The 25,158-nt window shown below is 67.9% G+C and carries 27 protein-coding genes, 2 tRNA genes and 1 pseudogene; 16 read left to right on the forward strand and 14 right to left on the reverse strand.

Features of this window, described 5'->3' with window-relative positions:
• From D7V88_RS43765 to D7V88_RS00680, 3 genes are all read right to left on the reverse strand, one after another.
• Positions 1–201 (reverse strand): hypothetical protein (locus D7V88_RS43765; protein WP_208726047.1); only part of this gene is annotated, 201 nt, incomplete at its 3' end.
• 123 nt (positions 202–324) lie between these two features.
• Positions 325–900: a DUF2780 domain-containing protein gene (locus D7V88_RS00675; RefSeq protein WP_279635966.1), complete on the reverse strand. Its 576-nt coding sequence runs from the start codon at positions 898–900 to the stop codon at positions 325–327.
• 63 nt (positions 901–963) lie between these two features.
• Positions 964–1,452, reverse strand: coding sequence for an NUDIX hydrolase (locus D7V88_RS00680; RefSeq protein WP_120538635.1), 489 nt, complete (start codon positions 1,450–1,452; stop codon positions 964–966).
• A 316-nt stretch (positions 1,453–1,768) separates the two neighbouring features.
• Here D7V88_RS00680 and D7V88_RS00685 point away from each other — a divergent pair, with 316 nt between their 5' ends.
• The 3 genes from D7V88_RS00685 (at position 1,769) to D7V88_RS00695 (ending at position 2,818) form a co-directional block, all read left to right on the forward strand.
• Positions 1,769–2,275 carry a Spy/CpxP family protein refolding chaperone gene (locus D7V88_RS00685; protein ID WP_120538636.1) on the forward strand — a complete coding sequence of 169 codons (507 nt, stop codon included), beginning with the start codon at positions 1,769–1,771 and terminating at the stop codon, positions 2,273–2,275.
• 383 nt (positions 2,276–2,658) lie between these two features.
• Positions 2,659–2,730: transfer RNA gene (locus D7V88_RS00690), tRNA-Val, on the forward strand.
• Between the two features lie 11 nt (positions 2,731–2,741).
• Positions 2,742–2,818 (forward strand) — tRNA-Asp (locus tag D7V88_RS00695).
• Between the two features lie 382 nt (positions 2,819–3,200).
• On the opposite strand, the pseudogene D7V88_RS45640 reads toward D7V88_RS00695, so the two are convergent.
• Positions 3,201–3,305: pseudogene (locus tag D7V88_RS45640) on the reverse strand (transposase); the annotation flags it as partial.
• 121 nt (positions 3,306–3,426) lie between these two features.
• Here D7V88_RS45640 and D7V88_RS00710 point away from each other — a divergent pair.
• Genes D7V88_RS00710 through D7V88_RS00725 form a run of 4 tightly spaced genes read left to right on the forward strand, consistent with a single transcriptional unit; the run spans position 3,427 to position 6,898 of the window.
• Complete coding sequence (locus tag D7V88_RS00710; RefSeq protein ID WP_147448550.1) at positions 3,427–4,572, forward strand: hypothetical protein; 1,146 nt, start codon at positions 3,427–3,429, stop codon at positions 4,570–4,572.
• A gap of 18 nt (positions 4,573–4,590) precedes the next feature.
• Positions 4,591–5,547: an AHH domain-containing protein gene (locus D7V88_RS00715; RefSeq protein ID WP_120538639.1), complete on the forward strand. Its 957-nt coding sequence runs from the start codon at positions 4,591–4,593 to the stop codon at positions 5,545–5,547.
• Positions 5,548–5,573: 26 nt separating this feature from the next.
• A complete protein-coding gene (locus D7V88_RS00720) occupies positions 5,574–6,146 on the forward strand; it encodes an imm11 family protein (protein ID WP_147448551.1) in 573 nt (190 codons plus the stop codon).
• The gene (locus D7V88_RS00725; RefSeq protein WP_120538641.1) at positions 6,143–6,898 is read left to right on the forward strand and encodes a hypothetical protein; all 756 of its coding nucleotides are present in this window, start codon (positions 6,143–6,145) and stop codon (positions 6,896–6,898) included. Before D7V88_RS00720 ends, D7V88_RS00725 begins: the two co-directional genes overlap by 4 nt.
• 154 nt (positions 6,899–7,052) lie before the next feature.
• On the opposite strand, the gene D7V88_RS00730 is transcribed toward D7V88_RS00725, so the two are convergent.
• Positions 7,053–8,498, reverse strand: coding sequence for a sigma-54-dependent transcriptional regulator (locus D7V88_RS00730; RefSeq protein ID WP_120538642.1), 1,446 nt, complete (start codon positions 8,496–8,498; stop codon positions 7,053–7,055).
• On the reverse strand, positions 8,488–9,984 hold the full coding sequence (locus tag D7V88_RS00735; RefSeq protein WP_158624958.1) for a HAMP domain-containing sensor histidine kinase: 1,497 nt from the start codon (positions 9,982–9,984) through the stop codon (positions 8,488–8,490). The genes D7V88_RS00730 and D7V88_RS00735 overlap by 11 nt, the downstream gene beginning before the upstream one ends.
• Before the next feature lie 252 nt (positions 9,985–10,236).
• Between D7V88_RS00735 and D7V88_RS00740 the strand changes: the two genes are divergently transcribed.
• Positions 10,237–11,910, forward strand: a complete 1,674-nt coding sequence (locus D7V88_RS00740) for a SulP family inorganic anion transporter (protein ID WP_279635967.1) — start codon at positions 10,237–10,239, stop codon at positions 11,908–11,910.
• A 158-nt stretch (positions 11,911–12,068) separates the two neighbouring features.
• Here the strand turns inward: D7V88_RS00740 and D7V88_RS00745 are convergent, their stop codons facing one another.
• Complete coding sequence (locus D7V88_RS00745) at positions 12,069–12,842, reverse strand: hypothetical protein (protein WP_120538645.1); 774 nt, start codon at positions 12,840–12,842, stop codon at positions 12,069–12,071.
• A gap of 145 nt (positions 12,843–12,987) precedes the next feature.
• Between D7V88_RS00745 and D7V88_RS00750 the strand changes: the two genes are divergently transcribed.
• Positions 12,988–13,221, forward strand: coding sequence for a hypothetical protein (locus tag D7V88_RS00750; RefSeq protein WP_120538646.1), 234 nt, complete (start codon positions 12,988–12,990; stop codon positions 13,219–13,221).
• A 74-nt stretch (positions 13,222–13,295) separates the two neighbouring features.
• Here the strand turns inward: D7V88_RS00750 and D7V88_RS00755 are convergent, their stop codons facing one another.
• Positions 13,296–13,649: a BP74-related protein gene (locus tag D7V88_RS00755; protein ID WP_120538647.1), complete on the reverse strand. Its 354-nt coding sequence runs from the start codon at positions 13,647–13,649 to the stop codon at positions 13,296–13,298.
• A gap of 501 nt (positions 13,650–14,150) precedes the next feature.
• Here D7V88_RS00755 and D7V88_RS00760 point away from each other — a divergent pair.
• The gene (locus tag D7V88_RS00760) at positions 14,151–14,633 is read left to right on the forward strand and encodes a hypothetical protein (protein WP_120538648.1); all 483 of its coding nucleotides are present in this window, start codon (positions 14,151–14,153) and stop codon (positions 14,631–14,633) included.
• Between the two features lie 285 nt (positions 14,634–14,918).
• On the opposite strand, the gene D7V88_RS00765 is transcribed toward D7V88_RS00760, so the two are convergent.
• Both D7V88_RS00765 and D7V88_RS00770 read right to left on the reverse strand, forming a co-directional pair.
• Complete coding sequence (locus D7V88_RS00765; RefSeq protein ID WP_120538649.1) at positions 14,919–15,308, reverse strand: type II toxin-antitoxin system PemK/MazF family toxin; 390 nt, start codon at positions 15,306–15,308, stop codon at positions 14,919–14,921.
• A 111-nt stretch (positions 15,309–15,419) separates the two neighbouring features.
• Entirely contained in the window at positions 15,420–15,962 is a 543-nt protein-coding gene (locus tag D7V88_RS00770) for a DUF2378 family protein (RefSeq protein ID WP_120538650.1), read from the reverse strand.
• A 341-nt stretch (positions 15,963–16,303) separates the two neighbouring features.
• Here D7V88_RS00770 and D7V88_RS00775 point away from each other — a divergent pair, with 341 nt between their 5' ends.
• Positions 16,304–17,071: a hypothetical protein gene (locus D7V88_RS00775; protein WP_147448553.1), complete on the forward strand. Its 768-nt coding sequence runs from the start codon at positions 16,304–16,306 to the stop codon at positions 17,069–17,071.
• A gap of 21 nt (positions 17,072–17,092) precedes the next feature.
• Here the strand turns inward: D7V88_RS00775 and D7V88_RS00780 are convergent, their stop codons facing one another.
• The 3 genes from D7V88_RS00780 to D7V88_RS00790 all read right to left on the reverse strand — a co-directional run bounded on the left by D7V88_RS00780 (position 17,093) and on the right by D7V88_RS00790 (position 19,517).
• Positions 17,093–17,566, reverse strand: a complete 474-nt coding sequence (locus tag D7V88_RS00780) for a hypothetical protein (protein ID WP_120538652.1) — start codon at positions 17,564–17,566, stop codon at positions 17,093–17,095.
• Between the two features lie 46 nt (positions 17,567–17,612).
• Positions 17,613–19,082, reverse strand: coding sequence for a pyridoxal phosphate-dependent decarboxylase family protein (locus D7V88_RS00785; RefSeq protein WP_120538653.1), 1,470 nt, complete (start codon positions 19,080–19,082; stop codon positions 17,613–17,615).
• Between the two features lie 72 nt (positions 19,083–19,154).
• A complete protein-coding gene (locus D7V88_RS00790; protein WP_158624960.1) occupies positions 19,155–19,517 on the reverse strand; it encodes an SDR family NAD(P)-dependent oxidoreductase in 363 nt (120 codons plus the stop codon).
• 377 nt (positions 19,518–19,894) lie between these two features.
• Between D7V88_RS00790 and D7V88_RS00795 the strand changes: the two genes are divergently transcribed.
• Both D7V88_RS00795 and D7V88_RS00800 read left to right on the forward strand, forming a co-directional pair.
• Positions 19,895–20,518, forward strand: a complete 624-nt coding sequence (locus D7V88_RS00795) for a DUF1877 family protein (protein WP_120538655.1) — start codon at positions 19,895–19,897, stop codon at positions 20,516–20,518.
• Between the two features lie 57 nt (positions 20,519–20,575).
• Positions 20,576–20,929: an EthD domain-containing protein gene (locus D7V88_RS00800; RefSeq protein ID WP_120538656.1), complete on the forward strand. Its 354-nt coding sequence runs from the start codon at positions 20,576–20,578 to the stop codon at positions 20,927–20,929.
• A gap of 34 nt (positions 20,930–20,963) precedes the next feature.
• Here D7V88_RS00800 and D7V88_RS00805 read toward each other — a convergent pair whose 3' ends face one another.
• Positions 20,964–21,668, reverse strand: a complete 705-nt coding sequence (locus D7V88_RS00805; RefSeq protein ID WP_208726048.1) for a lysoplasmalogenase — start codon at positions 21,666–21,668, stop codon at positions 20,964–20,966.
• Between the two features lie 364 nt (positions 21,669–22,032).
• Between D7V88_RS00805 and D7V88_RS00810 the strand changes: the two genes are divergently transcribed.
• From D7V88_RS00810 to D7V88_RS43600, 3 genes are read left to right on the forward strand one after another with little or no spacing between them, the layout of a single operon-like run.
• Positions 22,033–23,523, forward strand: a complete 1,491-nt coding sequence (locus D7V88_RS00810) for an aKG-HExxH-type peptide beta-hydroxylase (RefSeq protein WP_147448554.1) — start codon at positions 22,033–22,035, stop codon at positions 23,521–23,523.
• Positions 23,523–24,977: an aKG-HExxH-type peptide beta-hydroxylase gene (locus tag D7V88_RS00815; RefSeq protein ID WP_120538659.1), complete on the forward strand. Its 1,455-nt coding sequence runs from the start codon at positions 23,523–23,525 to the stop codon at positions 24,975–24,977. Before D7V88_RS00810 ends, D7V88_RS00815 begins: the two co-directional genes overlap by 1 nt.
• Positions 24,974–25,126 (forward strand): hypothetical protein, encoded by a 153-nt coding sequence (locus tag D7V88_RS43600; protein ID WP_167508727.1) that lies wholly within the window; start codon positions 24,974–24,976, stop codon positions 25,124–25,126. The genes D7V88_RS00815 and D7V88_RS43600 overlap by 4 nt, the downstream gene beginning before the upstream one ends.
• The last annotated feature ends 32 nt before the right edge of the window (positions 25,127–25,158 follow it).

The following is a 25,158-nucleotide window of genomic DNA, read 5'->3' on the forward strand; positions in this document are numbered from 1 at the left end:
CCCGTGCACAGCCTCCACCACACCCGCGATACCGCCACCGGCAAGGGGCCCCCCCGGTCCCCCTGCCTCGAACACATCCGACGCGCGCCCGATGGCGGGCTGCTGCGCCGGACGGTTCGCGGGTCCCTGCGTCGGCGGCTCGGGCGGCCGACGCGGAGCGACCGGAACAATCGAGGGCTGCATGCGCGAGAGGAAGGTCATGGCCAGGCTCCTGGGCAGGGTGGAAGCTGCCTCACCCTTCCAGGACATCCGGGCCGGAATTCTTTTGCATTCCTGGCCGCATCTTCCGAAGCCCCGGGACGTTTCCGGCCCGGGGCCCGGGTGCTACTTGCCCAGGAGTCCGCCGAGCATTCCGCCCAGCCCGCCGCCGCCTTGGGAGCCGCCACCGCCCGCGAGCATGGGGGCCACGGCGAGGATCTTCCCCACGAGGCCCGGGTCCAGCCGGGACTTGAGGAAGTCGAGGAGGAGCGGGGCGACGAGGGTGGCCTTGCCCGCGTCCAGGTTGAAGCGCTGGAGGATGGCGACCACACCGGCCACTTCGCCCGCGTGGGCCGCCGCGCCGCCCAGGGCGCCCATCAGGCCGCCGCCTCCGCCACCACCCATGAGGCCGCCCAGGGCGCCCATCAGGCCACCGCCGTCGGCCGCGGGGGCTTCCGCCTTCTGCTGCCAGCCCTGCATCTCCGGGATGGCCTGGTCCATCTGCTTCGCCGCGTCCGGGCCGACCTTCTCCTGCACCGTGCCCTGCACCATCTTCAGGAGGGAGCCCGCGAGCCCCTGTGCCTGCGTGCCATCCACTCCAAGCTGCTGTGAGAGCTGTCCGATGAGGTCCATGCCGCGCTCCTTCGTGTCCGCGTGAGAGGCGGACGTTGTAGCGGGCCGGAAGGCAAAGCTCGCGGGAATCCGTGGGGGGCGGCCGCGCGAGCGTTGGTCCGCGGACGGGCCCCGGGCCCTGCGTCCGGACCGCTACAGTCGGGTGAAGGACCAGCTCACCGCGTGGCCGTTGGCGTAGGGCATGACGCCATGGAAGGGGCGGGGGTCCGCGTCGAACACGAGCGGCAGGAAGTGCCGGTCCCCGTCCCACAGCGACAGGGACAGGATGGACGACACCGGGACCCAGGACAGGGAGCCCTCGGGGTTCTTCTCCAGGGGCGTGCCCTCGAAGGCGTCGATGCGGAAGATGAAGCCCAGCCAGTCCTCGCCGTGCTTGCCGAAGCCGGGCCAGGACAGGGTGCCCCGGAGCACCATGCGCGTGCACTCGATGCCGGCCTCCTCACGGATCTCCCGGCGCATGCACGCGGCCACGTCCTCGTCCCGGTCCAGCTTGCCGCCCAGCCCGTTGTACTTGCCGTAGTGGGCGTCCTCCGGCCGTGCGTTCCGGTGGATGAGCAGGACCTGCTGCCCGTCCGGCGACAGCACGTAGCCCAGCGTGGCGACGATGGGGGTGTAGGGCATGCGCGCGTTCTCCTGAAGGAGGGGAAGGGACGCGCGGACATACCGCGACCGTGCCTGCCCGCAAGGTGGGAAAGCGGTCGTACGCACCGTCGGAGTGGGAAACACAATCGGTAACGCGAGGGACATTTTCGCGGCACATGGGGGGCGCACCTTCTCGTCCTGTCAGCCCGGAAGCCCCGGGCCTCGGCGACACGGGCCTTCGTGGGGGGCAAACCCCTCCCAGTCGGTCCCCCACGGTGTCCACGTGTCGCCAGGCCCCGGCTTCCGGGTGCGGTCATTCCGCGCACCCCGCGCGAAACCCTGGAGGAGCGTCACCATGAAGCCCCACCTGTTCATGTTGGGCCTGCTGCTGTCCGTTCCCGCCTTCGCCGAAGCCACCAGCTCCACCACGCAGGCCGCGCCCCGGCCGCCCCACGAGCGCAAGTCCCAGGTCCAGATGCTGCTCGAGCACCGTCAGGACCTGGCCCTCACCGACACCCAGGCCGCGAGCCTGGAGCGGATCCAGGCGGCACTGGACACGAAGAACGCGCCCCTGAAGCAGTCCCTCGAAGCCCTGAGGCCGCCCCGGCCGCCGGGTGACGGAACGCGCCCCCAGGGCCCGCCGCCGGGCAGCGGCACGGACGACGCCACGCGCCGTACGAACCGGGAGCAGGCCCAGGGCCTCTTCGGCCAACTGCGCACGAACGACACCCAGGCCTACCAGGAGGCCGAACAGCTCCTGAGTGACGCCCAGAAGACCCAGGCCCGGACGCTCATCCAGGCGGAGATGGCGGCCCACCGGCCAGGGCATGGAGGCCGGGGCGGTCCTCCCCCTGGGGAGTAGCCCTGGAAGCGCGGGGCCCGGCCCTCCGTCCGCCCGGGGGGCCGGAAACCCGCCGGTTGGAATGTCGTTTCCTGAAAGTCACGAACTCCCCGTCAGGATGTCGGAGGGTCCCCGTATGTTTCCGGGAACATGGGGGCGCAGATGCAGGCGATGTTGGTGTTCGTACCGGTGGTCCTGTTGGTGGGGGCCGTGTTGATGATTCCCCGCTCCCGTCGTCGCGTGCGGCGGTGGAAGGTGCGGGCCGGGTAGGGCGGATCCGGGGTCCGGATCCGACCCCCGAAAAGGGGGCGGAACGGAATGATCAGGGGGCCGAAAACGTATGCTTGACTGAGGCGTGCGGGCTCGGTACAAGCGGCCTCACTGAAGCAACGGCGGGCCGCCAAGGGCGGATAGCTCAGCGGTAGAGCGGCGCCCTTACAAGGCGATGGTCACAGGTTCAATCCCTGTTCCGCCCAAGAGATTTTGTGGGGAGTTAGTTCAGTTGGTTAGAACGCCGGCCTGTCACGCCGGAGGCCACGGGTTCAAGTCCCGTACTCCTCGCCACTGAAGGGCCCGGAACCGAAAGGTTCCGGGCCTTTCGTTTTTTCGCGCCCAGGCTCCTCCTCCGGCGCGTTGCCCGTCTCCAGCATGTCTCCAGAAGTTCGGGGGACCGCCGCATCCAGCAGGCCGATGGCGGCGCCCTTGGCCGCTGGAGACAAGTGCATGTGCCGCTGAGTGGTGGAGAGGTTTTCGTGCCCGGCCAGTTCCTGGATGGCCTTGGCGGGAGCCCCTCACATCGCCGGCCGCGAGCAGAGCGTGTGCCGGAGGACGTGGAACGCTCGTGTCACCGGCAGTCCGGCGCGCTGCTGCGCCTTCTCCATCCAGCGGTAGACCGCCACCCGGGTTGCGGTTGGCCGTCGTCCCGGTAGAGCACGCGCGGCCCCTTCAGATCCTTGGCCACCTGCGCCCGGGACTTGCCCTCCTCCAGCACTTGCTTCACCGCCCGGGCTTTGAACTCCGGCGTGTACTTCCTTCGTTCTCGTCTCGGCATCGTCGGGGACATCCTTCGGTCACCTCATCTCAGGTCTCCACAAAACCCGGGAAGGCTCAGTCCCGCTTGGCGGCTGGGGATGGAGCACTGCTGGGTTTGACGCTACACTCCCAGTGCGACCGTGAGCACCCGCGGTCTTTCTCGCGGAGGAACGCGCGCAATCATGGTTCCCTGGATTCAGGCGCTTGGGATGTCGAGCCCGCTCGGCACGCTGGTTCAAGGTTGCGCCGCGATTCGCGCGGGCCTTTCAAGCGCACGCCCCTCTCCCTACCTGTCACATGTGGGGGAAGGGGAGAGCCTCGCCCAGCCTGTCATGACCAGCGAGGCGTCCCTGGTCACCCTGGGCTTCTCGAACGTGGGCCGACTGGTGGCCCTGCTCGTGGAGGCCCTGGAGGATTTATCCAGACGCGTGAGCCTCTCCACGATGCCCGCCGATACCCTCCTCTTCGTGGCGATGCCAGACCCGGTGGAGCGTGGCATCCCCCTCTCGCCCGAGCTCGAAGCGGACCCGTTTCGGAGATGTGAGGCCCTCGGCCGCCGGGTGATGGAACGCGCATTGGACGGAGTGGGTGTGACGTGGCGGGGAGGCGCCTGGCACTTCTTCAGCGCGGGACATGCGGGCTTTGCCCAGGCCTTGAAAGCCGCCACGAACGCACTGGCCGAGCGGCGCTGCGGCAACTGCCTCGTCGTCGCGGTCGACAGTCTCTGTGGCCCCGACGTGCTGCCTGAATTCAGCGTGCAGCGCCGGCTCAAGACGTCGGACACTCCGACGGGCTTCATCCCTGGGGAGGGTGGGGTCGCGCTCTGGCTGACCGGGCGGAGCGCCTCGGTATCTCCATCCGGGCCGGAGCCTCGCATCACGCTTCGCGCGGTGATGCTGGGAGAGGATGACGCCCGGTTCCGGGGCGCGACGCTCCCGCCGGACGGACGCACCCTGGCGGCCTGCGTGACGTCCGCGCTCCGCATGGCCGGCGGTGATGGCAGTCGCCTCGTGCTGGTCGGAGACCACAATGGTGAGGAGTACCGTGCCCGCGAGTGGGGAATGATGCTGATGCATCTGCACTCCGAGCGCCTGGGCCAGGAGACGCAAGTCTCCTGGTTTCCGGCGGAGGGCTTCGGGGACACCGGGGCCGCTTCCGGAGCGCTCGGGCTCTGTGTGGCGGTGCGGAGCCTGCAACGCCGTTACAGCCCGTCACCGATGCCCGTCGTCCTCTCCATTTCTGACGAGGGTCCGCGCGCCGCCATGGTCGTCTCGGTGGCCACCTGAACCACCTGGAGGTTTCACATGGCGATCAGTGGCAAGAGCGCGAAAAAGCTGGAGCGGAAGTCCAAGGTCCGCAGTGCCTCTCCGCCCGATGACAGCAAGTTCCCTGAGCTGAAGGCAGGCTATCCCGACTCGTACATTCAGGAGAAGGCTGCCTCCAACTCCTTCCACATGGACGAGGGCCAGCCAGAGACCTCGATACTCACGAGCGGCAACTACTACGCGTATCGCGGCCCCAGGTTCATCTTCCAGGATGCGCCGCGGAAGAAGATCTACAACGACTTCAATCGCTCCATCTTCAGCAAGACGAGCGTCCTCTACTACTTCGGGGGACGCGTTCGCAAAGGTGGGGAGCCACCGCTCTACGTCACGGCCAGCCGGGAGAAGTGGTCGCAGGTGGCCATGTTCCCCGAGGCAGGAGGCAAGTTCCCGGGGGAGCTGGGCAATTTCTACTACCTGTCTCCCCAGGGACAGCGCCTTCCCTATCCATGGCAGGCGCACCATCTGCTGCCGCAGTCCGTGTTCTTCGACAAGAACACCCCGTTCAACTACGAGCAGATGATGGTGCTGAGGCGCTCGTTCTACGACATCAACAACGGGCACAACATCGTCATGCTGCCCGCGGACGCGAAGTACAGCCCCGTCCACACGCTCGTGGTCCACTTCTCGGACCACCCCGCCTATACGAGCCACGTCCAGACGCGCATGGACGAAGTCTCTGCGGAGCTCGACAAGGTCTTCAAGAAGGCGAAGAAGGAGAAGGAGCACCTTGCTCCCTTCGAGGCCATCCTGAAGGCGCTCCATGTCCTCGAGGATGAGTTCTGGTCGCTCATCATCATCATGAGCAACGCCGCCGCCGCCGCCGCCTTCAACGACATGGAAGAGGAGGCGACGCAGGCCTATGGCGATATGCTCAAGTTCTGGACCACCAACAAGCAGGGCGAACGGATCCGCCACCTCTTCGGTATCCTCAAGTGAAAGACGTCATCATGAGCTATTGGGTCATGACTCCCTCCGGAGTGAACGGAGGGGCGGTGCTCGAGAAGCTGCCGGCAGGCAGCCCTGGCAAGTCCGACTTCTTCGAAGCCGTTCCCCTGGGTGAGAGCTTCCCCCGGGGCGGCACCATGAGCTTTTCGAATAACTACCCCGACTTCATCCAGGTCTTCGACGTCGTCGCCAACACGCTGGGGCTGCCCATCGTCTCGAACCGGGTGTTGGACGTGCTCATCCGGCTGGGAGCGAAGCGGTTCGAGTCGCTGCCCGTCGTGCTCCAGGACCACAAGGGCCGGGTTGCATCCAAGGACCACTGCATCGTCAACATCCTGGACGTCCAGGACATCATCGACATGGAGCGCTCCGAGTACGACCTCAGCCCGTTCGACTCGAGCCAGATATTCCGTATCAAGCAACTGGCGGTGAAGCCGGACGGCGTGGCGCCGGAGGCGTTGCTGTTTCGCGCCCGGACCCGCATGCGGGAGGTGTTCCTCCACGCGTCGCTCCATGAGGCCCTGCTCCAGGCGGGAGTCACCGGGCTCAAGGCCTTTCCCGCCGAGGGCTGGAATGGCTTCGCGCTATGATGCGCATCGACTTGGTCTCGCTGGGGCAGCGCGCGGCGGAGACCGTTCCCTCGCTGCTCCGCCGCATCGACCTGAAGGGGGACCGCGAGCCGGAGCTGCGGAAGTTCGAGGAGCTGTGCCTGGGCCTGCACACCCTGGCCGCCGCGTCCCTCCTGGTCGAGGGTGAGCCACGGGCCTTCAGTGAAGAGCTCCACAACGCCGCCAGTCAGTGGCTGAGATTCCTCCAGCACCAACGTGCCCGGCAGTGGGCGCCACCGCCCGCGAGCCGGAACACGCCTTTCCTGGGTGCTGTCCTCGCCAATCACTGGGAACTGGCGCGGTGGCTCGCCGAGCTCTCGACGGACTGCTGGCGGCAAGGCGAGGAGTACGAGGACGATGCCTGCTGGGCCATCATCCTCCAGGAACTCGTGCTCACCGACGGGCGCGGCAACCCTAAAATCGAGACGTTGCTCGCGAGGCTGGAGGAACTGGAGGGGGAGTTGAACGGGCACCGCGTGGCCTGGACCCGTGCGTTGCTCGCGGCGGAGGTCGGCGCGCTCTCAGACGCCTTCTCCGCGTTGCTGCACCTTCACCAGGAGGACATTGAGGCGCGGGTCCTGGCCGTGACGGCCTCGGAGGTGAAGCTGGCGCCGTACCGATTCCTCTGGTTCGAGGGACTCGCCCTGCTCCGCTTGGCAGCGAGCGCGGGCGTCGCCCTGCCCGACGGGTACTACCCCTACTGCCCTCCCATGGCCCGGCTTCCGCGCCCATGAGGAACCAGGGTCCCCGAGACTCCGGGCCGGCCGGCAGGCACTGACGGCGGGCCGTGTTACGGAAAGCACGTGCAGAAGGTTGGCTACCTGATTTCCGAGTTCCCGGGCAGACACACCTTTTCTTCTGGCGCGAGCTGCAGGCCGACAGGCGGGCTCAGCGTGTGGGCTCGCCCTCGGATGTTCCTTTGAAGTCAGCGGCGGACAGGCCGTGCCGCTTGAGCAGGTCGTAGAAGTCGCTCCGGTTGCGCCCGGCCATTCGAGCCGCGGCACTGACACTGCCACTGCTGCGGCGCATGGACTCCGCGAGGTAGGCGCGCTCGAAGGCATCGCGTGCTTCGCGCAGCGAGGGCAAGGCCTCTGCCCCACCTGGAATTCCTGGCAGTTGAGCGCTCTCGGCTGGGGGGCGCTCCAGCGCCTGACCGAGGCGAGGCACATGTCGCGGTTGAAGCTCGTCCGCGCCGGCCAGGAGCACCGCGGCCTCCATCTCGTGGATGAGCTCTCGGACGTTGCCCGGCCAGCCATAGCGCTGCAGGAGTTCCACCGTCGCAGGCGCAAGGCGCGGCGGACGCAGGCCATAGCGGTTCGCCGTGCGCTCTAGAAAGAGCTGCGCGAGCAAGGGGATGTCCTCGAGCCGCTCGCGCAAGGGGGGCAGCTCGATGGGTACCACGTGCAGCCGGAAGTAGAGGTCCTGTCGAAAGCGCTTCGCGGCCACCTCTTCCGCGAGGTCTCGGTTGGTGGCGGCCACCACCCGCACGTCCACGGGCTCTTCCTCGTCCGCGCCCACGCGCGTGAGCCGCTGCTCCTGCAGCACGCGCAAGAGCTTCACCTGCACGGACGGGGACGCCTCGCCAATTTCATCCAGGAACAGCGTGCCGCCGTTGGCCGCGCCAAACAGGCCTTCGCGCTCGCGCACGGCCCCGGAGAACGCGCCCTTCACGTGTCCAAACAGCTCGCTCTCCAGCAGCTCTGGCGGAAGGGCGCCGCAGTTGACGGCGACAAAGCGCTCCTTGGTGCGGCGCGAGAGCACGTGGAGCATCCGCGCCGCCAGCTCCTTGCCGGTGCCACTCTCGCCGGTGAGCAGGACGGTGGCGTCCGTGGGGGCAATGCGGGCAATCACCTCGCGCACGCGCGAAATGGCCTCGCTGGTGCCCAGGAGCAGGGGCTCGCCGTCTTCACCCATGCGCCGCCGCAGCTCGGCCACCTCCCGGCGCAGACGCGAGCGCTCGAGCGCGTGCGTGAGCTTCTGCATGAGCTCGTGGTCGTGAAACGGCTTGGTGAGAAAGCCGTAGGCCCCCTCCTGCATCGCCTGCACCGCGGTTTCGATGGAGCCGTGTGCGGTGAGCATGATGACGGACAGCTCGGGAGCACGCTGTCGCGCGGCCCGGAGCACATCCATGCCATCCATGTCCTCCAGGCGCAGGTCGAGCACCATCGCGTCCACGCGCTCCTGCGCGAGCCTGCGCAGGGCGCCTTTGCCCTCGCTCTCCACGGTCACGTGGTAGCCGCGTGAAGTCATCCGCATGGACATGAGCTCCGCGAGCTGGAGGTCATCGTCCACCAGGAGCACATGGGGCTGCTGGATGGGGGGCTCATGTGTCAAGGCGGCCTCCAGGGGACGTAGGGTCTTCAAGGGGAATCCAGAAGATGAAGGTGGCTCCAGGCCCAGGCGTGTCCGCGAGCGACAGCTCACCCCCGTGCGCGGTGATCATCTCGCGCGCGATGGCAAGGCCCAGGCCCGTGCTGCGGCGCCCGCCCACCTCGAGGCTCGCGAAGGACCGGAAGATCCACTCGCGCGCGTGCGCGGGCACGCCTGGGCCCTGGTCCGCGACGGACAACTGGACCGCGGGCAGGGAACTGGCGGCGCCAGGGCGCTTGCGGCTCACCAGCTCACACGAGATGCGCACCGTCTTGCCCGCGCTGGAGACCGCGATGGCGTTGCTCACCAGGTTGGACAGGGCGCGCTCGACAAGAGGGTCATCCATGGGCGCACGCACGGGCTTCGCGGCTGCTTCGTACACCAACAGGACCTTGCGCTCATCCGCTTCAAAGGCGAGGTCCTGAAGGACGTTCTGGACAATCTGGTCCACCGAGGCCCCGGCATTGCGCTGCAGCGGCTGGCCGGACTGCACGCGCGACAAATCCAACACGGAGGTCACCATGCGGATCTCACGCTCGCACGCTGCCTGCGCGAGCTTCACCACGCGGGCCTGCTGCGGCGTCAGGGGGCCGATGCTGCCCTCGCCCAGGAGCGAGAGGGCCTCGCGCACCCGGGCCAGCGGCGTGCGAAGGTCGTGGGACACCGAGGCCACGAACGCGCTCTTGAGCTGGTCCAGCTCCGCCAGGCGCCCACGCATGCGGTCCAGATCCAGCGAGAGCGCGCGCAGCTCCTCGGGCCCGCGCAGTGGGGGCAGGGGGCTGAAGTCACCCTGGCCAATGCGGCGCGCATGCGTGGAGAGCAGCGCCACCGAGTTCGACACCGCGCGCGCCTGCGCGAAGGCGAGCGCTCCCGCGGCGAGGATGCCCAGGAGGCCGAAGAGTCCGCCTGAGCGCAGCGCCGACGAGCCGATGGCACGCGCGTGGTCCTCCTTCGCCTGGATGGCCAGGCGCATGTCCCGCGTGCGCTCGGACCACACCGTGGTGAGGACCTCATCCAACTGCAGCCGCCGCTCACGCAGGGGAAACGACAGCATCGACTCACAGGTGCCGGCCTGCTCCAATTGCAGGGCGTACTGCACATAGTCCTGGGCGCTCGCGCGGATGCCCGCATCGAGCTGCACCGTGCCGGTGCCGAGCGCGGTCTGGAGCACCTGGCGTGCGCTGGCGACGGCGCGGTGCACGGTGGGCGCGCTGCTGTCGCGCTGCTCGCAGGCCACCACTCCGCGCCGCACCGCCAGTTCGAGCGCCCACGCCGCGACGTACACGCGCTGCTCTCGCTCGAAGGATGCGAGCTCCTGCTGGCCCACGCTTGCCACCACCTCGTGGGTGCGCATGAGGCCCACGGCCATCTGTGAGAACGCCGCCACCAGCAGCGCGGTGACCACCGCGTAGGACAACAGGAGCCGGGAGCGCAGTCGAAGCACCAACATGGCGCGCAATCTAACGCGCTTCCGTGCGCGCGCCCCGTCACTTCGCATGGCCGTCTGTCGGCCCCGACAGTGTTGGTCTGAGCCGACAGGGGCCCTGCTGGGATGGACCGACAGCGGGGGCACGCTGCCCTCGGACACGGCGCTTGGCACGACACCTGAAAGACGCCGTCGTCCATGCGTTCGACGACCGTTTTCTCCAAGCGACCTTTCTGGACCCAGCGTGCGGGCGAGCTCATCCACGGCTGGCGCGAGATGGTGCACCCAAGCAGCCTGCCAGCCGATGCGGCCGCCGGCTTGAGCGTGGCGTGCGTGGCACTTCCTCTGAATGTCGCGCTCGCGACCGCGGCGGGACTGCCCGCGAGCGTGGGGCTCGTCTCCGGCGTGGTGGCTGGCATCGTGGGCGGGCTGCTCAGTGGCAGTCGCTTCCAGGTCACGGGCCCGGAGGCGGCGCTGCTGCCCCTGGCCGCGGCCATCGTGGCGGCGCATGGGGCCGCGGGCCTCGCCATCGCCACGGTGCTCGCGGGCGCCATGCAGGTGGCGTTGGGGCTCGTGCGCGCCGGGCGGTTCGCGCGGCTCATCCCCCGGCCGGTGGTGATGGGCTTCACGGTGGGCATCGGGCTCTTGTTGCTCAACACGCAACTGCCGCGGCTGTTCGCGGTGGAGGACACGCACGCGGATGCCGTGGCGCTCGTGATGCAGCGCACCTGGGGCGGGCACGTGGGCTGGCTCGGGGTTGCCGCCGGAGCCCTCACGGCGCTGGCCATGTTGACCCTGCCCCGGCTGCACAAGCGCATCCCCGCGGTGCTCGTGGGGCTGACGCTCGGCACCGGTCTCATGGTCTGGCTCGGGGCGGGCTACGACGCGGTGGGCGCCTTGCCGCGCTCGCTGCCCATGCCGACGCTGCCGTCCTTCGAGGGCGTGCACCTCGCGGAACTCTTGCCGGCGGCCTTTGGCCTCGCGCTGCTTGCGTCGCTCGGCTCGCTGCTCGCGACGAGCTCGCTCGATACGCTCACGGGTGCGCGCACCCACAGTGACCTGGACCAGGACCTGGTCGCGCAAGGATTGGCCAACATCGCGGCCGGACTGTGCGGCGGCTTCCCGGTGATGGGCGCCATCGTGCGCGCCAGCGCTTCGATTCAAGCGGGCGCGCGCACCCGCGCTGCCTCCGTCATGCATGCACTGTGGCTCTTCGTGGCCATGGCGCTTCTCGCGCCGCTGGTGGCGCGCATCCCAATTGCCGCACTCACCGCCATCCTGCTGGTCGTGGGGGTGCGGCTGCTCAACCTGGAGGGTCTTGTTGCCATGTGGAATCAGTCCAAGTCGACGTTGAGCGTGGTGCTCGTCACCGCGCTGGGCATTGCTGTGTTCAATGTGTTTGCCGGCATCGGGGCCGGGCTCGCGCTGGCGACCCTCCTCTACGTGCGGCGCCATGGCGCCCTGCGGCTGGAGGTGCAGCGGGTGACGGATGTGTCGCAGTTGCAGCGCAACCTGCATGTGCAATCCCTGGAAGCGCCCAACGCCCCCCAGGCGCTGGACCTCCTGGTCGCGCGCGTGGGCGGGCCCATCCTGTTCATCAACCACATCAAGCTCTACGATCTCCTCGACGGCCCGCCCTGGGCGAAGCTCGTGGTCATCGACCTGTCGCGTGTGTCGCTCGTGGACGCCGCCGGTGTGGCGACGCTCAAGTACCTGGCGGAGTTCCTCTCCGTGCGCAGTGCGCACCTGGCCCTGGTGAATGTGCCGCCCCAGTTGGAGGCCGCGCTGGAGCCGCTCGCGCAACACCTGCTCGAAGCGCGGGTGCACGGCTCGCTCGAGGAGGCACTCCTGGGGGCAGGCTTCGTGCAGCCTCCCGCGCCCATGGAGCCTGTCGCCCTCCCTGCGTCCATGGCGCCTGTCGCCCGCCCCGCGCCCGCCGCGCACTTGTAAAGCGCTGCGCACGGCCACTGGCTCGCGCTTGAGCGCAGAGGCGGGATTACACATCGGCCCTGGCCACGCTCCCATGAGGTGCGCGGCAGGGGCCTGGTGCTCTTGGCTGTGACGGCTTGCGCCCCGACACCCCGGGGCTCGCGGGGGCTCTCTGGAGGCTACGGGACCGGATAGACGCAGACGGCGAGCGCGCCGCAGCCGAACTCGACCGCGAGCTTGTTGCAGCCCGGCTTGAAGTCCGACCGGTACAGGGAGTGGGTCTGGGTCCGGCTGTAGGGCCCATTGACGCCCACGCCGCTGTAGCTGATGGACACGGTGAGGTCGCCGTTGCTCCCGGTGCCAGGAGGGATGAGCGTCGTGACGCTGCACGCGGTCTCCGCGCTCGCCTTCACCGGGATTCCCTCACCGCCAATCTTCACGCTGTTGATCTTCATCTCCCCGCTGTTGTCGAAGACCACGTAGGCGGTGGCCGAGTTGTCGATGAGCTCGCCGTCCTTCAGCGTGAAGTCGCAGGCCTCGGGTGTCCAGGTGCCCTGCCGGTACTGGCCCAGGAAGGTGTCGGTGCCGTTCTGGGGCTTGAAGCGCATGGTGGTGCCCTCGAACACGACCTCGTAGTCGGGCAGGTTGTGGTTCGCGTCCCAGCGGATCATCCGCGGGCTGATGAGCCGGCCCTTGTAGAGGCCCGCGGAGGGGGAGCCGGGCAGTTCGCACATGTACACCCGGTCCGACGACTGGCCCGCGATGCCGCCATACGCGATGTCGGTCTGATAGCCGTACTCGCTGCCGTAACGGTTCCAGATGCCGGTCACGACCATGTTGTCGCCGCCTGTGTCCGTGTCGTCATCGTCATCGTCGGCGACGCTGGTGTCACAGGCGCTCAGGGAGGTGGACAGGACGCAGCCGAGGATGAGACGCGCGAGGGAGAGATTCACCGGAGTTCCTTCCGTGGGGGGAGGGTTCGCAGCACACCCCATGCCGCTCAGAGCGACAAGGTCCTGGCGAACTCCCGCAGGTCCTGCGCCAACGCGTCCGGCACCTCCCATGCGGGGAAGTGGCCGCCGTGCGTGAAGGCCCCCAGTGGGTCACTTCGAGCGCATCGGCGGGAGTGAAGCCCTGTTGAGGGTGCAGGCTGGAGCGGAGGATCCGAGGGGGCCGCAGACGGGGGCCGACAACGCCGTCCACGCCGAGGAGGCGGCCCGAGCGGTCGCCAGCGCAATGAAGTCGCTGGCGGCCTTCGTGGGGGCGCGTGAGCTCCGCTTCCAGGACCCGGTCCCGAAGGCCTGGCGACGCGCACTCGTCACGGGGGCGTGAGGGTGGGGCGGCTTGTCGTCAGACGGAAGCCGTGCTCGGCGAGCACCGCGACATGAAGTCGCGGCGCGCGCCGCTTACCCCTTCAGTTCGCGCGTCAGCTTCGAGTCCCACGGGCACCAGTGGCTGCCAGGGAGGAACGCACCGCCGGCTTCGTCCAGGTGATCCTCGACGTACATCATGTTGGCGTCGCACACCTCGATGGCCATCGCGAAGAACCGGATGGTCGAAGGGTCGATGTGGAACGAGAACTTCGGATTGTAGGGTGCGGTCCTCTTGATGATGCGCCCGTGGACATGAACCTCGTTCTTCTCCTCTCCGGCGAGAATGCGGCGCGCATGGGAAATCGTCGACTCGTCAGTCAGCTCAATGACGAATTCGGCCCCAGGCGAGCTGGGCTGGGTGAAGACGAAGCGGGTGGCGGTTGCCATTGTGAGGCTCCTTTTGCGGTGGCCGCCGGGTGTAGATGATTGGGTTTTCTCTGGGAACTGGCTTTGGGGTGGATGGGTGTGTTCGGAACCTGCCAGTGCGATGCGTGGGGGCGCCCTTGCCGCGCCGTGAGCGACTCGACGCGGGGCTCGACCCTGCGTTGGCACACAGGTGGGCGTGTGCCGATGAGCACGTATCAGAGGACCGCCCGAGCAGTGAGCCCGGCCGGTGGAGAGGCCGCTTGAGCCCCCTTGGGGGACACGCCGGCCCTGGCCACGCTCCCATGAGGTGCGCGGCAGGGGCGTGGCGCTCTTGGCTGTGGCGGCTTGAGCCTCGACACCCCTCGGCCCCCCGTCTGATCGGCCGTGCCCCCGGCGGATGTCGGTCGGACTGCTGGCGGGCTGTGGCGGCGCGGAAGACGGAGCGCTCGGCCGGGATGGGGCCGAGCGCAGGGGGCAGATACTTCTCTGGGCAAGGGGCATCAAAGGGTATGAGGAATGCCCATGAGCAATGAGCACACGCCCGCCGAGCCCGAAGTCATGGAGCCTACGTTCTGGCGGAAGAACGGCTGGACGGCCAAGGTCATCAAGAACGAGGAAGACGACGGCTGGGCCGTGGAGATTCGCAAGCAGGGGATCTCCGAGCCCGTCCTCATCAGTCCGTGGGTGATGGGCCGCGATAAGAAGAATCCCAAGCCCTTCGATGCCACGGCCTTCGCGACCTTCGTGAAAACGGCCTCGGAGGTCCTGGACCGTTCCGAGCGACAGCGCGACCAGGCCATGACCAAGAAGCTCTCCATCGCCTGGGAGGGCCGCTGGTACGAGGTTCGGCTCGAGATCGTGGCTGACGAGTATGAGCCCCACGCGCTGCTCTCGGCCATCGACGACGCTGGCGCGACCGTCGCGAAGCATCGCGTGCCGGTGAACTTCAAGTTCACCCGAGACGTCGCCAACGAGTGGGTGCGCGGCGGCTTCCGCGAGCCCTGAGCGGGTTCTCCTACGTTCGCGCCGCGGTGGACGCGGCGCTGCACGTTCAAGTCGAGGGTGATGGGACGGGTGGCGCGCGTGTTCCGAGGCCCTCCAGATCCGCGAAAACGTCGAGGCAGGCGGCCTGATTGCGACCAACCTGGTGTCTCATCAATCCGGTGCGGTCCACAGGGCCGTGACCTCTCCGCGCTCATCGCCCGCGGGAGCGGACCCGAGCCCCGTGTCATCGATGCCACCACCACAGCCAGTCATCAGCCCTGCGCGCTTCCGGATGCCGGTGCACGATTAGCGGTTGAAGAATGACGCCTGCTGGAAGCGCATCCCGGCCAGGATCTGCTGTACCCGCTCGTCGGACAGCGTCCCGATGTATTCACCCAGCCGGGTCTTCTCGACCGACGACACCTGCGACACGACCAGGACGCTCTGCCGGGGCAGGTTGCCTTCGCCCACCTCGAGCAGCACGTTGCCGGGTTCGTTCGCCCGCTTCAGGTTCGAGGTCAATGCACAGACAATCACGGTGTGGATGCGGGAGCGGTTGAAGACATCCTCCTGGATCACCACGTGCGGGTGGGGGATGGCCGGGATCGACCCCTGGGATTCGTCCGACTCCATCCAGAAGAGGTCCCCTTGATGGATGTCGCCCGGGCCCCGGTCCGTGCGTGTGTCTGTCTTCATCCCCATGCGAGCACCTGGCGGAAAGCGACCCCTGCGCAAGGACTCCTACCCCAGGGCGGATGACGGGCAAAGCCCCTGCTGAAATGACGAGGGGCTCCGGGCCGCCGCGGCTCAGGGCTCCCAGCGCACGCGGTAGGAACAGGCGTGGCCGTCGAAGTCGAAGGGTTCGACCCGCAGGTTCCGGGCCCCGGCCTTCGTCAGGCCCGCCTCGATGATGCCCTGCAGGTAGCCCGGGTTCCCGTTGCACTCACTCACCCGGATGACGTGGTGCGCGGGGCCCTGGGTGTCGAGCTCGGTCTGCTGGTAGTTGTTCACGGTGGCGAAGCTCTCCCGGATCCGCACGACGACCCGCTCCGGACCGAAGATGGGCCACATCGACACGAGCGCCTTGCCCAGCATCGTCTGCTCCATGCCCTGGATGATGCCGACGCCGAGCTGCCGGTAGCCCTCGGACAACTCCTCGTTCGGATGCAGATGCTCCGCGGTGATCCGCAGGGCCTCGGCGAAGACAGTCCGGGGCGTGTTCCGGGGAATCTGGGCGTCGAGGTCCAGCCCTGCGTCTCGCAGCTTGTTCTTGAGGTCTGGCGTGAGACGTCTGCCAATGGAACGGAAGAGTCCTTCAATCGTATGTCGATAGACGATCTCATCACTCATGTGACATCCCCCCCGGCCACGGCGTCCCATCCCGCCGTGTGCACACAAGCGTAGCGCATCCGTTCCGAGGACACGCAAGGCCGCGCCTCGCGAACCGTTCACTCCTTCGTGAATACCCGCGATACCTTGGAAGTCTTGAGCCATCCCGTCCTGCTGCGATGCACGGAAGGGCGCTCACTGCATCGCGCGCTTCGCACCGCATCCCGTGTTTCGCGTCTCCCGCCCGATGAATCCAGTGACGCGGTCTCTTTCCTGGGGCTCTCCCTCTACATCGCGGTGCGTCCAGACGATGGGCGGAAGCGGGCACACCCATTGCTGTGTTCGTTTCCCAGGAGGCGTTCATGCACCCGCTTCGCGTCAGCGTCGTCGCAGGGGTCGTCGCACTCGTGTCCACCGGCTGCACCACCACGCTGTACAAGTCGAACCAGGTCAGTGCCCCGCTGCTGCGTGAGCAGGGTGAGTTCAAGGGCAGCATCAGCCCCAGCAACGTGCAACTGGCGTGGTCGCCACGCGAGGGCGTGGGGCTGCTGGCCAATGGCTATTACGAGTCCTACGAAGAGGGGCGGCGGGACGCGAACGGGCTGCTCGCGGAGGTCGGCGGAGGCGTCTACGGGCGCTTCCTGGAGAACGCGGTGTGGGAAGCCTACGGCGGCGTGGGCTACGGGCGCTCCACGGCCAGTGATCAACTCGATGCAGGGGGCGGCGCCTTCCGGGACGTCGGCTTCACGGCGCGGGGCGTGCGGGCGTTCGTGCAGCCGAACCTGGGCTACGTCACGCCCTACTTCGAGGTGGGGGGAAGCCTTCGCATGTCCGCCGTGAAGTACCTCTCACTGGACGTGGCGGGCTACACGGAATCAGAGCGGGCGCGGGAGTTCCTCGGGGAGGATCAGGTGACGGACCCCGTGTGGCTCTTCGCGGAGCCCGCGCTGACGGCGAAGGTGGGCTACAAATGGGTGAAGGCCTTCGTGCAACACACGTGGACGCTCAAGCTGGGCGGCGACGCGCTTCCCCATGAGGAAGACACCACCGTGGTCGGGCTCAGCGTGGACGTGGCGAGCTGGTACCACGACTTCCGGTGGAGCCCCCGGGCGTCTTCCGCCAGCGATTGAGGAGTGGGCGCCGGGCGTGTCTCATCCCCCCAGCGGTCGAGGATGGGCCCAGAGCACATCCCAGGTCCAGGCAGGGGGCGTGTGACCGGGTATGACGAATTGAACAACGACCTGGGTGGCCGCGACCTGGGCCCCCTGTCGTCGCGCTTCCGCGAACAACTGCGCAAGCAGCGAATCACCATCCACGTAGCTCGCGAACAGCATGCCTGACTCCCCCACGGGGACGGCCGGCGCGAGGTCCGGGGTGTGTGAATCGAGCCCCCAGGCTACGAGGACGTCCTCGTAGAGTTCGTCCAGGTCGTACAGCGGGGCGTGGAGGCCCCGTGCCCCACAGGGACAATCCCAGCCAAAGCCTCCGGCCAGCATGCCCTGGTGGAGCAGCTTGCCGCGCGACGGTGTTCCGCAGAAGCCACACTTCACCGGGGTCAGGTCGCCCACCAGCTTCTGCTGGGCGTCGAATTCGATGCGGATCTCGTCGGTGGGTCCAGGTGCCATGAGAGGCAATCACATCACCCGCACCCCCCGCCTGTCTCTCCCCGCATCAGTCCTCGTCCCGGACCTGCCTCGCGGCCAGCCCCACCGCCTCCAGGAGCGCGTGGAGGGTCTGTTCGTCGGTGGCGGGGGCCATGACGGTCGCGCGCAGCCAGCGCGTCCCCCCGACCATGGAGGACGCCAGGTGGAAGCGGCCGTCGGCGATGAGCCGGTCCCGGAGCGCGACCTGCTTCGGGTCGCCCTGCGCATCGCGGTGGCGGAAGCAGACCACGTTGCTCTGCGGTTCGAAGGGCGTCTCGAAGTCGGGTCGCGACCGCACCAGCTCCCACAGCCGGTGCGCGGTGGCGTACCGGCCCGCGACATACCGGCCCAGCCCCGCTTCGCCCCTCCAGGCCAGGTTGAGGAAGAGCTTGAGCCCAAGCTGGGCCTTGGCACCTTCGACGGTCCGCATCATCAGGTCGGGGCCGCCGCGGTCGTCGTCGAAGAACAGGTAGTCCGCCTCCTGGCGGAACGCCCGGTCCAGGTCGGTCTTGTCCTTCAGCAGCACGGCCGCCGCCAGCGTGGAGGTCCGCAGCATCTTGTGCGCATCCCAGATGACCGAGTCCGCCAGCTCGATTCCGGTCAACAGCCGCTTGAGCGTCGGGGCCAGCAGGGCCGAACCCCCGTGCGCGGCGTCGACGTGGAACCAGAGACCGCGCGGGTTGCAGATCCTCCCGATGCTGACGAGGTCATCGTAGAGGCCGGTGGCGGGCGCGCACGCATTCGCCACGACCGCCATCACCGTGTGTCCCTGGCGCTCCTGGGCCACGACGACCTCGGGGATGGCGCTGGGGATGACCCGCCCGATGGGATCACACGGCAATGCCACCACCGCGTCACTGCCGAGCCCGAGGATGGCAGCGGCCCGCGTGATGGAGAGATGACACGACGCCGGTGCGAGGAGGACCGTCCGCCGTGGCACCCCCGTGTTCCAGGCTTCGGGGAAGGCACGGGCCCGGGCCGCGAGCAGCGCCGTGACGTTGGCCAGCGAGCCCCCGTTGACGAGCACCCCTCCGGCGGTCCGCCCGGCCCAGCCGACCTTGTCCAACATCCAGTCGATGACCGCCATCTCGACGGTGGCCGCCGCGGCGCCCATCTCATACAGGGACATGGCGTTGTTCGTGACGCCGTGGATGAGGTCACCCAGCGCGGCCGGAAGGTCGGGGCTCGCGCACTGGTGGGCGAGGTATCCCGGGTGGTGCAGTCGGGTTCCTTCGCTCAGATAGGTCTCCAGGAAGTCATCGAGCGCCCCTGCATCCATGCCGCCCTCCCGGATCCACGACTGCAATGACAGGCTTTGCGCCAGCTCCGCCGGTGGCCGCCGCGAGGTCACCCGCGAGCCTCCGAGCTGGCTGTCCTCCACGTAGGCCCGGAGCCGGCGCACCGTCACGTCGACGGCCGCGTCCCATTCCGACAGCTCCCAGACGCCCTCTGTCGAGGCGGGGCCTGTCGGGAGCGGGTCCTCGGGTCGGTGTGCCATGACGCTGTGTCCTTTCTGGAAGGCCGTGCGGAAGCCGCCGTCTTCCGGGGGCGTGTCAGCCCTGGTGACCGGTCAGCAATCCCGGATGGACTCCGAGCCCCAGGGACGCGTCCAGGACCGCGCCATGCAGGACCCGGGCTTCTGGCTGACAGAGCCACCGCACCGGATGTCCACCGGACCCGGTAGTTTGCTGACCAGCTCCTGCACCTGCGCCCAGTTCCCCTGATCCAGCGGGAGGGCCAGATGCCCCCGGTCACCGTCTCCACCCACCTCCTGAAGCAAGGCCAAGGCCCGCTCCTCCCCCCGGTGATACGTCAGCCACACCCGGTCACCCTGGGCCGCCATCGCCCGGACGATCTGCGCACCAATCCCACTTGAACCTCCGGTGACCAGCACCGTGCGGCCCGTCCATCCCGCCTCGTCCGGGAAACTCACGGGGAACCGCTGGATGCAATGGGATTGATGAACGGGCTCACGCGGGCATGATTCATGACAAATCCTTGCCAGTCCGGAATCCAACCCGACTCCGCTGAAGTGATACAGCCATCCTGGATGAAGGGTCGGACCTGGACGCCGAACAGCGCGCCTGTTTCATCTGCTTTTGATATCGCCAATCTACAGCCTCAATCCTTGCCAATCCATCCGGTGCATGACTGTCGCAGGGACGAGGATCTTGTCCGTTGGGGAACGGTTGACTGCGTTTCAAGGGCGTGTCGGAGTGCGCACACGTCACTGGCTTCGCGTCGCGGAACTTCTAGCGAGCGGCGTTCTTGCCCAGCGACTGGATGATGCGGCCATCGTAGAATTCCGCGATGGGCTTCGAAACGTACTATCAGGCCATTCCCGCGTCCTCGGAGTTGCTGGACGTGGCCCGGCAGGACCTTGAAGCGGGCGAATACTTCTGGAGCGTCCTCTTCATGTTCAGGGCCCCACGTATCGAACACCTCTTGTCCGGGGGCCCCCCCATCCCGGGGCAGGTCAAGCTCTGGCACCTCGTGGTCGAGCATCTGCGAACACGCCCCGACCTCGGGGGGCTCAACACGACCCTGGATCGACACTGGGATCGGCTCCACTTCGTCCTGTCGGCCGAGCGCAGGGACGAATCTGGGACTGACGAGGACCCCCTGATCAAGCTCGCGATCCGGGGCGAGGATGAAATCGCCGAGCACGTGCGGGGAGGGCAGGGCGTTCCCCTCCGGTACACGCGACCGGAGACGGTGGGCCGCATCGCCCACATGCTGGACGGAGTCCGGTTTGAAAGCCTCCGGCGCCACTTCACCGCTGTCGCCATGGACGAAGGCTCTGTCTACAAGCATCCTCATCCGGCGCAGCTCGATGATGACTGGCACGCCCTCCAGGAGTACTTCGAGAGGTTTCGCGTCTTCTATGGCTCGGCTGCGAAGCACGCGGATGGCGTCCTGGTCCACCGCGATTGAACCTGCCCGCTCTCGGGTGGAGGATGCCGTCCCCTCTCGTCCCGATGGAGCCACGACATGTTGAAGGTGCTCGCCTTTCTCACGAAGAAGCAGGGACTCGAGACGCAGGCTTTCATCGAGTACTACGAGAAGAACCACGTGCGGCTGGTCTGCGGCCTGGCGCCCCCGCCCATCGTCTACAAGCGCAACTTCCTGGTGCGGGGCGATGCGCTCAACATGGAGGACAGCTCGATCGACTTCGACGTCGTCACCGAGCTGGTGTTCCCCGACCGGGAGGCCTTCCATGCCTGGGGGGCCCTGCTCTTTGCTCCCTCCAATGGTGACGCGATCGCCAGGGACGAAGAGAAGTTCCTCGAACGCTCACGGACCCGTGCCTACGTCGTCGAGGAGCACGTGACGACCTCCGGGTGACCGGTGGCCCCCTCCGCCCCATGAACAGGCATCATCAGGCGGTTTGTTTCGCTGCCGCGCCGGGGTCCAGGACACTGGAGTTCGAAGTGCCCGGCCCTCTCGCGGAGAGGGCGATGCAGAGCTGCGCGGCCCAGTACAGCGACATGATGGCGTAGCCCGCGCCGGGCAGGGGACGCACGAACAGCTTGATGGACAGCAGGCCGTCACTGGCCGCGAACAGCAGCGCGCCCGCGAACGCCAGCCACTGCTCGCGCCGCGCCAGCCCCGGAGCCCCCATCAAGGCCCAGGCCCGCCAGCCCATGGTGCAGATGACGGCGACATAGGCCATCACGGGCAGCGCCATGCCTCCCAGCCCGGGCCCCAGGGCCACGCTGGCGCCCACGGCCAGGACCCCGAAGGGAAGCGCCCTGGCCAGATGCAGCCTTCGCGTCACGGTGAGGTACGCGGCCGCATAGCTGACATGCGCCAGCAGGAACGCGCCCAGTCCCGGCAGGAACAACTCCGGCCCCACGTCCAACAGCACGTCTCCGAGCAGCGAGAGCGCCAGCCCGGCGAAGATCCACCGCGAGTAGCGCTCCCGGGGCTGCCACAGCCACAGGAGCAGGCAGATCATCGGCAGGGCCTTGGTGACCACGCGGATGTCCCGGCGCTCCAGGTCCAGCACCAGCAGGAAGCCCACCGCACCCGCGAGGCCCACGCCCGCGAGGATCCTCGTTCCACCTGTCAGCTCCCGGCCCATGGCGGGCACCTTACCCCGCCGGTGTGCTCCAACCCCAGACAGATGCGTTCCCATCTCCCAGGATTTTCCCGCGAGAGAGGGCCGCCTCCGGTGAGCAGTTCAATGACAGCATTATTTATTCGCCAGAGCCCGGTGCGTCATGCGGGCTTCATCCTGAAGAATAGGCCCCTCCGTGGCCCTGTTCAGAGGGAGGAAATGGGTTCGCCCTGCCTCGTCTGTCTCAAACGTTCGGGATCCGACCCTGGAAAAAAGCTCGACCCCGGGCCTTGTGGCCTTCGGGGCGGGCTGGCACCATTTGAAGCGAAATGCTGGATATGCCGGGATGGCGGATGTCGGTATGGATGCCATTCGAATGGAGCTCAGCGTGCAACGAACGGATGTGATCCGGCTCACCGACGGCCGCCTTCAGCATCACGAGCACTTCGGAGATTCGTCGCGGGTCGTGTTGCGCGTCAGCGAGCGCTACCGGTTCGCCCTGGAGGTGCTGGCGCGGCGGGACGCGCGTCTTCGTGACGTCGCGGGCCGTGTCGAGGCGTTGGACGCCGCGACGGCGGAGACCGTGTTCGGCGACCTGCTCGTGCGCGCGGCACTGGAGGCCGCGATCAGCCGACTGGAGACCTCAGGCGCGGACGGTGCCGCGGGTGAGGAGCTGCCCGGGTTGCTGGGTGAGGCCCTGGCCTGCGTCGCGCGAACGCCGGGCCGGTGCCTCTCCCGATCGGCGATGGGACGCGACCTGTCCGTGGGCCCCGGGGGCAAGGTCTGGGTCTGGGACCTTCCGGAGGAGTCGACGCCCCTTCGCGACAGGCTGCGCGAGAGCATCCGCACGGGCTTCATGCCGGGCGCCGAAAGCAGCGTCGAAATCATCCGTCCCACCCCGGCCATGGTCGCGGGACTGGAGCGCGCTTGCGCGCTGATCCAGCGGCTGGTGCCGGAGATGACGGCCAGCGTCTTCCGGCACCTCCACTCCATCGCCATCGCGAACATCCGTGGCCCCCGGGGCCGGATGTTGACGGGCTCCGGAGGGGACGGCACCCCGTGCATGATCTTCATCGACCCGCTCGAGCTGGAGAACCCCTGGGATACGGCGGGCCACATCCTGCATGAGGCGGTGCACCTCAAGCTCTCCGACCTGATCCGCACGGGCGCCATCGTGACGGATGACGGCCCCGTCGAGCTGGCCTGGGGCCGGAAGACCTCGCTGTCGAACAGCATCTTCGCCTACCACGCGTACGTGCACATGCAGGTGTTTCGCGCCGCCGTGGAGCACCTCGGGCCCGACTGTCATGCCGAGTTCGGCGCGCCCCGGGACTACGACGCGCCGGCCCACGCGATGTCGGTGGTGAACAACGACACCCGCAAGCCCTTCTCCCGCGCGGAGGAGCGGCTGGACTTCCTGCACACCCAACTGGAGGGCCCCCTGGCGTCCCGGGTGACGCCGTATGGACGCGAGATGAACGCCTGGCTCTGGGAAGCGATTCGTCCCCTGGAGGCCCTGGGGGCGGTGCCGTCTGGCGGACCGCCTGGACGGGCCGTGAAGCCTCCGGTGCTCACGCTCGGGCGGGCCCCGTCTCCGGCGCGCTATCGCCAGGGCCGGGACCTCTCCCTGCGCCGCTCGCCGTCCTCCGAGGTGCTGTTCGCCCTGGACCCGGGCTCACGGAAGATCGTCACGCTGAACCTCGCGGCCTGGCTGGCCTTCGAGCTGTGCGACGGCAAGACCGAAGAAGAGATGCTGTCTTCCTATACCGCCTCGCTGGGACTCGGTGCCGAGCGCGCCTGGGCCCAGCTCGCGCCGACCCTCGAGGGACTCGTGTCGAGTGGAATGATTGAACCGGTCTCCGAAGGGCGGGTGTCGTGATGGGTGCTTCGGACGTCATCCACGCGGCGGACCGGGCCCTCATCGCGCAGCCCTCCTTCGGAGACTCGCCGAGGATCCTCGCGAAGGTCCTGACCCGCTATCGCTTTGGCCTGGAGTTGTTCGCCGAACGGCTGCCCTCCCTGGCGCGCGCGGTGACCACCGTGGAGGCGCTCGACGATATCGACGCACGCCGGATCTTCTTCGACCCGCTGGTCCGGCTGACGCTCGAACAGGCCTTCTCCGACCTGGAGGCCGGCCGGCTGACATCGCCCCATCCGCTGGAGGAGATGCTGCCCGGAGCGCTGGAGGCGCTTCCCCTGGGGCTGTGCGAGTCGCGCATGCCGTCGCGCTTCCGCGTGGGCACGGAGGCCCCGAAGTGGCTGTGGGACGTGGCCCAACGCGGTGATGCCTACTCCAAGGCGCTGCACTCGGCGTTCGACGGCATCTTCCTGACGAACCCCAAGAGCGGCGGGAAGCTGCTGAGCCCGGATGCGTCCGCCCAGGGGAAGATCAACGACTCCATCGCGCTGCTCTCCCAGTTGCTGCCGCATTCAGGGGCGAGCGCGCTGACGCACATCGAGGCCATCGCGCTGCTCAGCGCCCGGCTCGAAGGTGGCACCGTCCTGTCCGCCGCCGGTGGGGACCTGACGCCCTCCACCATCTTCCTGTCGCTGACGGACCTGGGGAATCCCTGGGATGTCGCCGGGTGTCTGCTGCACGAGGGGCTTCACATGAAGCTCTTCGACGCCACCCGTTCGGTGTCCATCGCGGCGAAGCCGGAGGAGACCATCCAGGTGCCCTGGCGCGACGTCCGCTGGTCCATCGTCCGCACGGTGTTCGCCTACCATGTGTATGTCCACCTCGCGCTCTTCAAGGCCGCCGCGCTTTCGGCGGACCGGTCGCTGATTGAACGCTTCGGGGACCCGTCCGCCTACGCCACGCGCCCGCATGCGATGTCGGTGGTGAACAACGACGGTGGCTCTCGCTTCGGGCGCTCGGTGGACCGGGCGCGCTATCTGGGTGAACAGCTCCAGACGGAGTGGTCGCACCTGCTCACGCCGCAGGGGCGGGACTTCGTCCGGTGGCTGAGTGAGTCCCTGGCACCCGTCGACCGCGAGGTGTTCGGCAAGGCCTCCGCAGGGCGCGCGGGCGCCCCCGACAAGGCGGCCTACCAGAAGGTTCGCGGTCTGCGGGCCCGCCCCTCCACCCGGGGTGAGTGCCTGATGGTTTTCTCGCCGGACGCGCCAAGGCTGCATTGGCTCGATCTGAATGCGTGGTTGATCTTCGAACTCAGCGATGGCCGCACGTTCGCTGAGATGGAGCGGGCGTACCTGGAGGCGATCGGGGGGCGTGTTGCTCCCGATGAAGCACGCCGCCAGTTGCGCACGGGGCTGGAGACGCTTGTACGCAGTACCCTCGTAGAGCCAACCCGGCAGCAAGGAGACATCTCATGAACAACGGATCGCAGTGGCTTGAGACCGTGAAGGACCTCCTGGCCAAGAAGGAGCAACTGCAGGAGCCGACCGTGACGTGCGGGTCGAGTGCGGAGCGCCAGTGGTGGCCGCCGTACATCGTCTCCGACACGGCGAAGAAGGAAGACTGATTCAGCACCGGTCGGTCCGATGATCCGCCCGC

This window comes from Corallococcus terminator, assembly GCF_003611635.1.
GTDB lineage: Bacteria > Myxococcota > Myxococcia > Myxococcales > Myxococcaceae > Corallococcus > Corallococcus terminator.

What these genes read in the sequence shown, in the direction of transcription:
- D7V88_RS00760 (WP_120538648.1), top strand. Translation starts at nt 14,151, where the DNA reads ATGAGCAATGAGCACACGCCCGCCGAGCCCGAAGTCATGGAGCCTACG.
- D7V88_RS00805 (WP_208726048.1), bottom strand. Translation starts at nt 21,668, where the DNA reads ATGGGCCGGGAGCTGACAGGTGGAACGAGGATCCTCGCGGGCGTGGGC.
- D7V88_RS00680 (WP_120538635.1), bottom strand. Translation starts at nt 1,452, where the DNA reads ATGCCCTACACCCCCATCGTCGCCACGCTGGGCTACGTGCTGTCGCCG.
- D7V88_RS00765 (WP_120538649.1), bottom strand. Translation starts at nt 15,308, where the DNA reads ATGAAGACAGACACACGCACGGACCGGGGCCCGGGCGACATCCATCAA.
- D7V88_RS00815 (WP_120538659.1), top strand. Translation starts at nt 23,523, where the DNA reads ATGGGTGCTTCGGACGTCATCCACGCGGCGGACCGGGCCCTCATCGCG.
- D7V88_RS00725 (WP_120538641.1), top strand. Translation starts at nt 6,143, where the DNA reads ATGATGCGCATCGACTTGGTCTCGCTGGGGCAGCGCGCGGCGGAGACC.
- D7V88_RS00755 (WP_120538647.1), bottom strand. Translation starts at nt 13,649, where the DNA reads ATGGCAACCGCCACCCGCTTCGTCTTCACCCAGCCCAGCTCGCCTGGG.
- D7V88_RS00735 (WP_158624958.1), bottom strand. Translation starts at nt 9,984, where the DNA reads ATGTTGGTGCTTCGACTGCGCTCCCGGCTCCTGTTGTCCTACGCGGTG.
- D7V88_RS00685 (WP_120538636.1), top strand. Translation starts at nt 1,769, where the DNA reads ATGAAGCCCCACCTGTTCATGTTGGGCCTGCTGCTGTCCGTTCCCGCC.
- D7V88_RS00770 (WP_120538650.1), bottom strand. Translation starts at nt 15,962, where the DNA reads ATGAGTGATGAGATCGTCTATCGACATACGATTGAAGGACTCTTCCGT.
- D7V88_RS00780 (WP_120538652.1), bottom strand. Translation starts at nt 17,566, where the DNA reads ATGGCACCTGGACCCACCGACGAGATCCGCATCGAATTCGACGCCCAG.
- D7V88_RS43600 (WP_167508727.1), top strand. Translation starts at nt 24,974, where the DNA reads ATGAACAACGGATCGCAGTGGCTTGAGACCGTGAAGGACCTCCTGGCC.
- D7V88_RS00785 (WP_120538653.1), bottom strand. Translation starts at nt 19,082, where the DNA reads ATGGCACACCGACCCGAGGACCCGCTCCCGACAGGCCCCGCCTCGACA.
- D7V88_RS00720 (WP_147448551.1), top strand. Translation starts at nt 5,574, where the DNA reads ATGACTCCCTCCGGAGTGAACGGAGGGGCGGTGCTCGAGAAGCTGCCG.
- D7V88_RS00800 (WP_120538656.1), top strand. Translation starts at nt 20,576, where the DNA reads ATGTTGAAGGTGCTCGCCTTTCTCACGAAGAAGCAGGGACTCGAGACG.
- D7V88_RS00795 (WP_120538655.1), top strand. Translation starts at nt 19,895, where the DNA reads ATGGGCTTCGAAACGTACTATCAGGCCATTCCCGCGTCCTCGGAGTTG.
- D7V88_RS00775 (WP_147448553.1), top strand. Translation starts at nt 16,304, where the DNA reads ATGCACCCGCTTCGCGTCAGCGTCGTCGCAGGGGTCGTCGCACTCGTG.
- D7V88_RS00740 (WP_279635967.1), top strand. Translation starts at nt 10,237, where the DNA reads ATGGTGCACCCAAGCAGCCTGCCAGCCGATGCGGCCGCCGGCTTGAGC.
- D7V88_RS00715 (WP_120538639.1), top strand. Translation starts at nt 4,591, where the DNA reads ATGGCGATCAGTGGCAAGAGCGCGAAAAAGCTGGAGCGGAAGTCCAAG.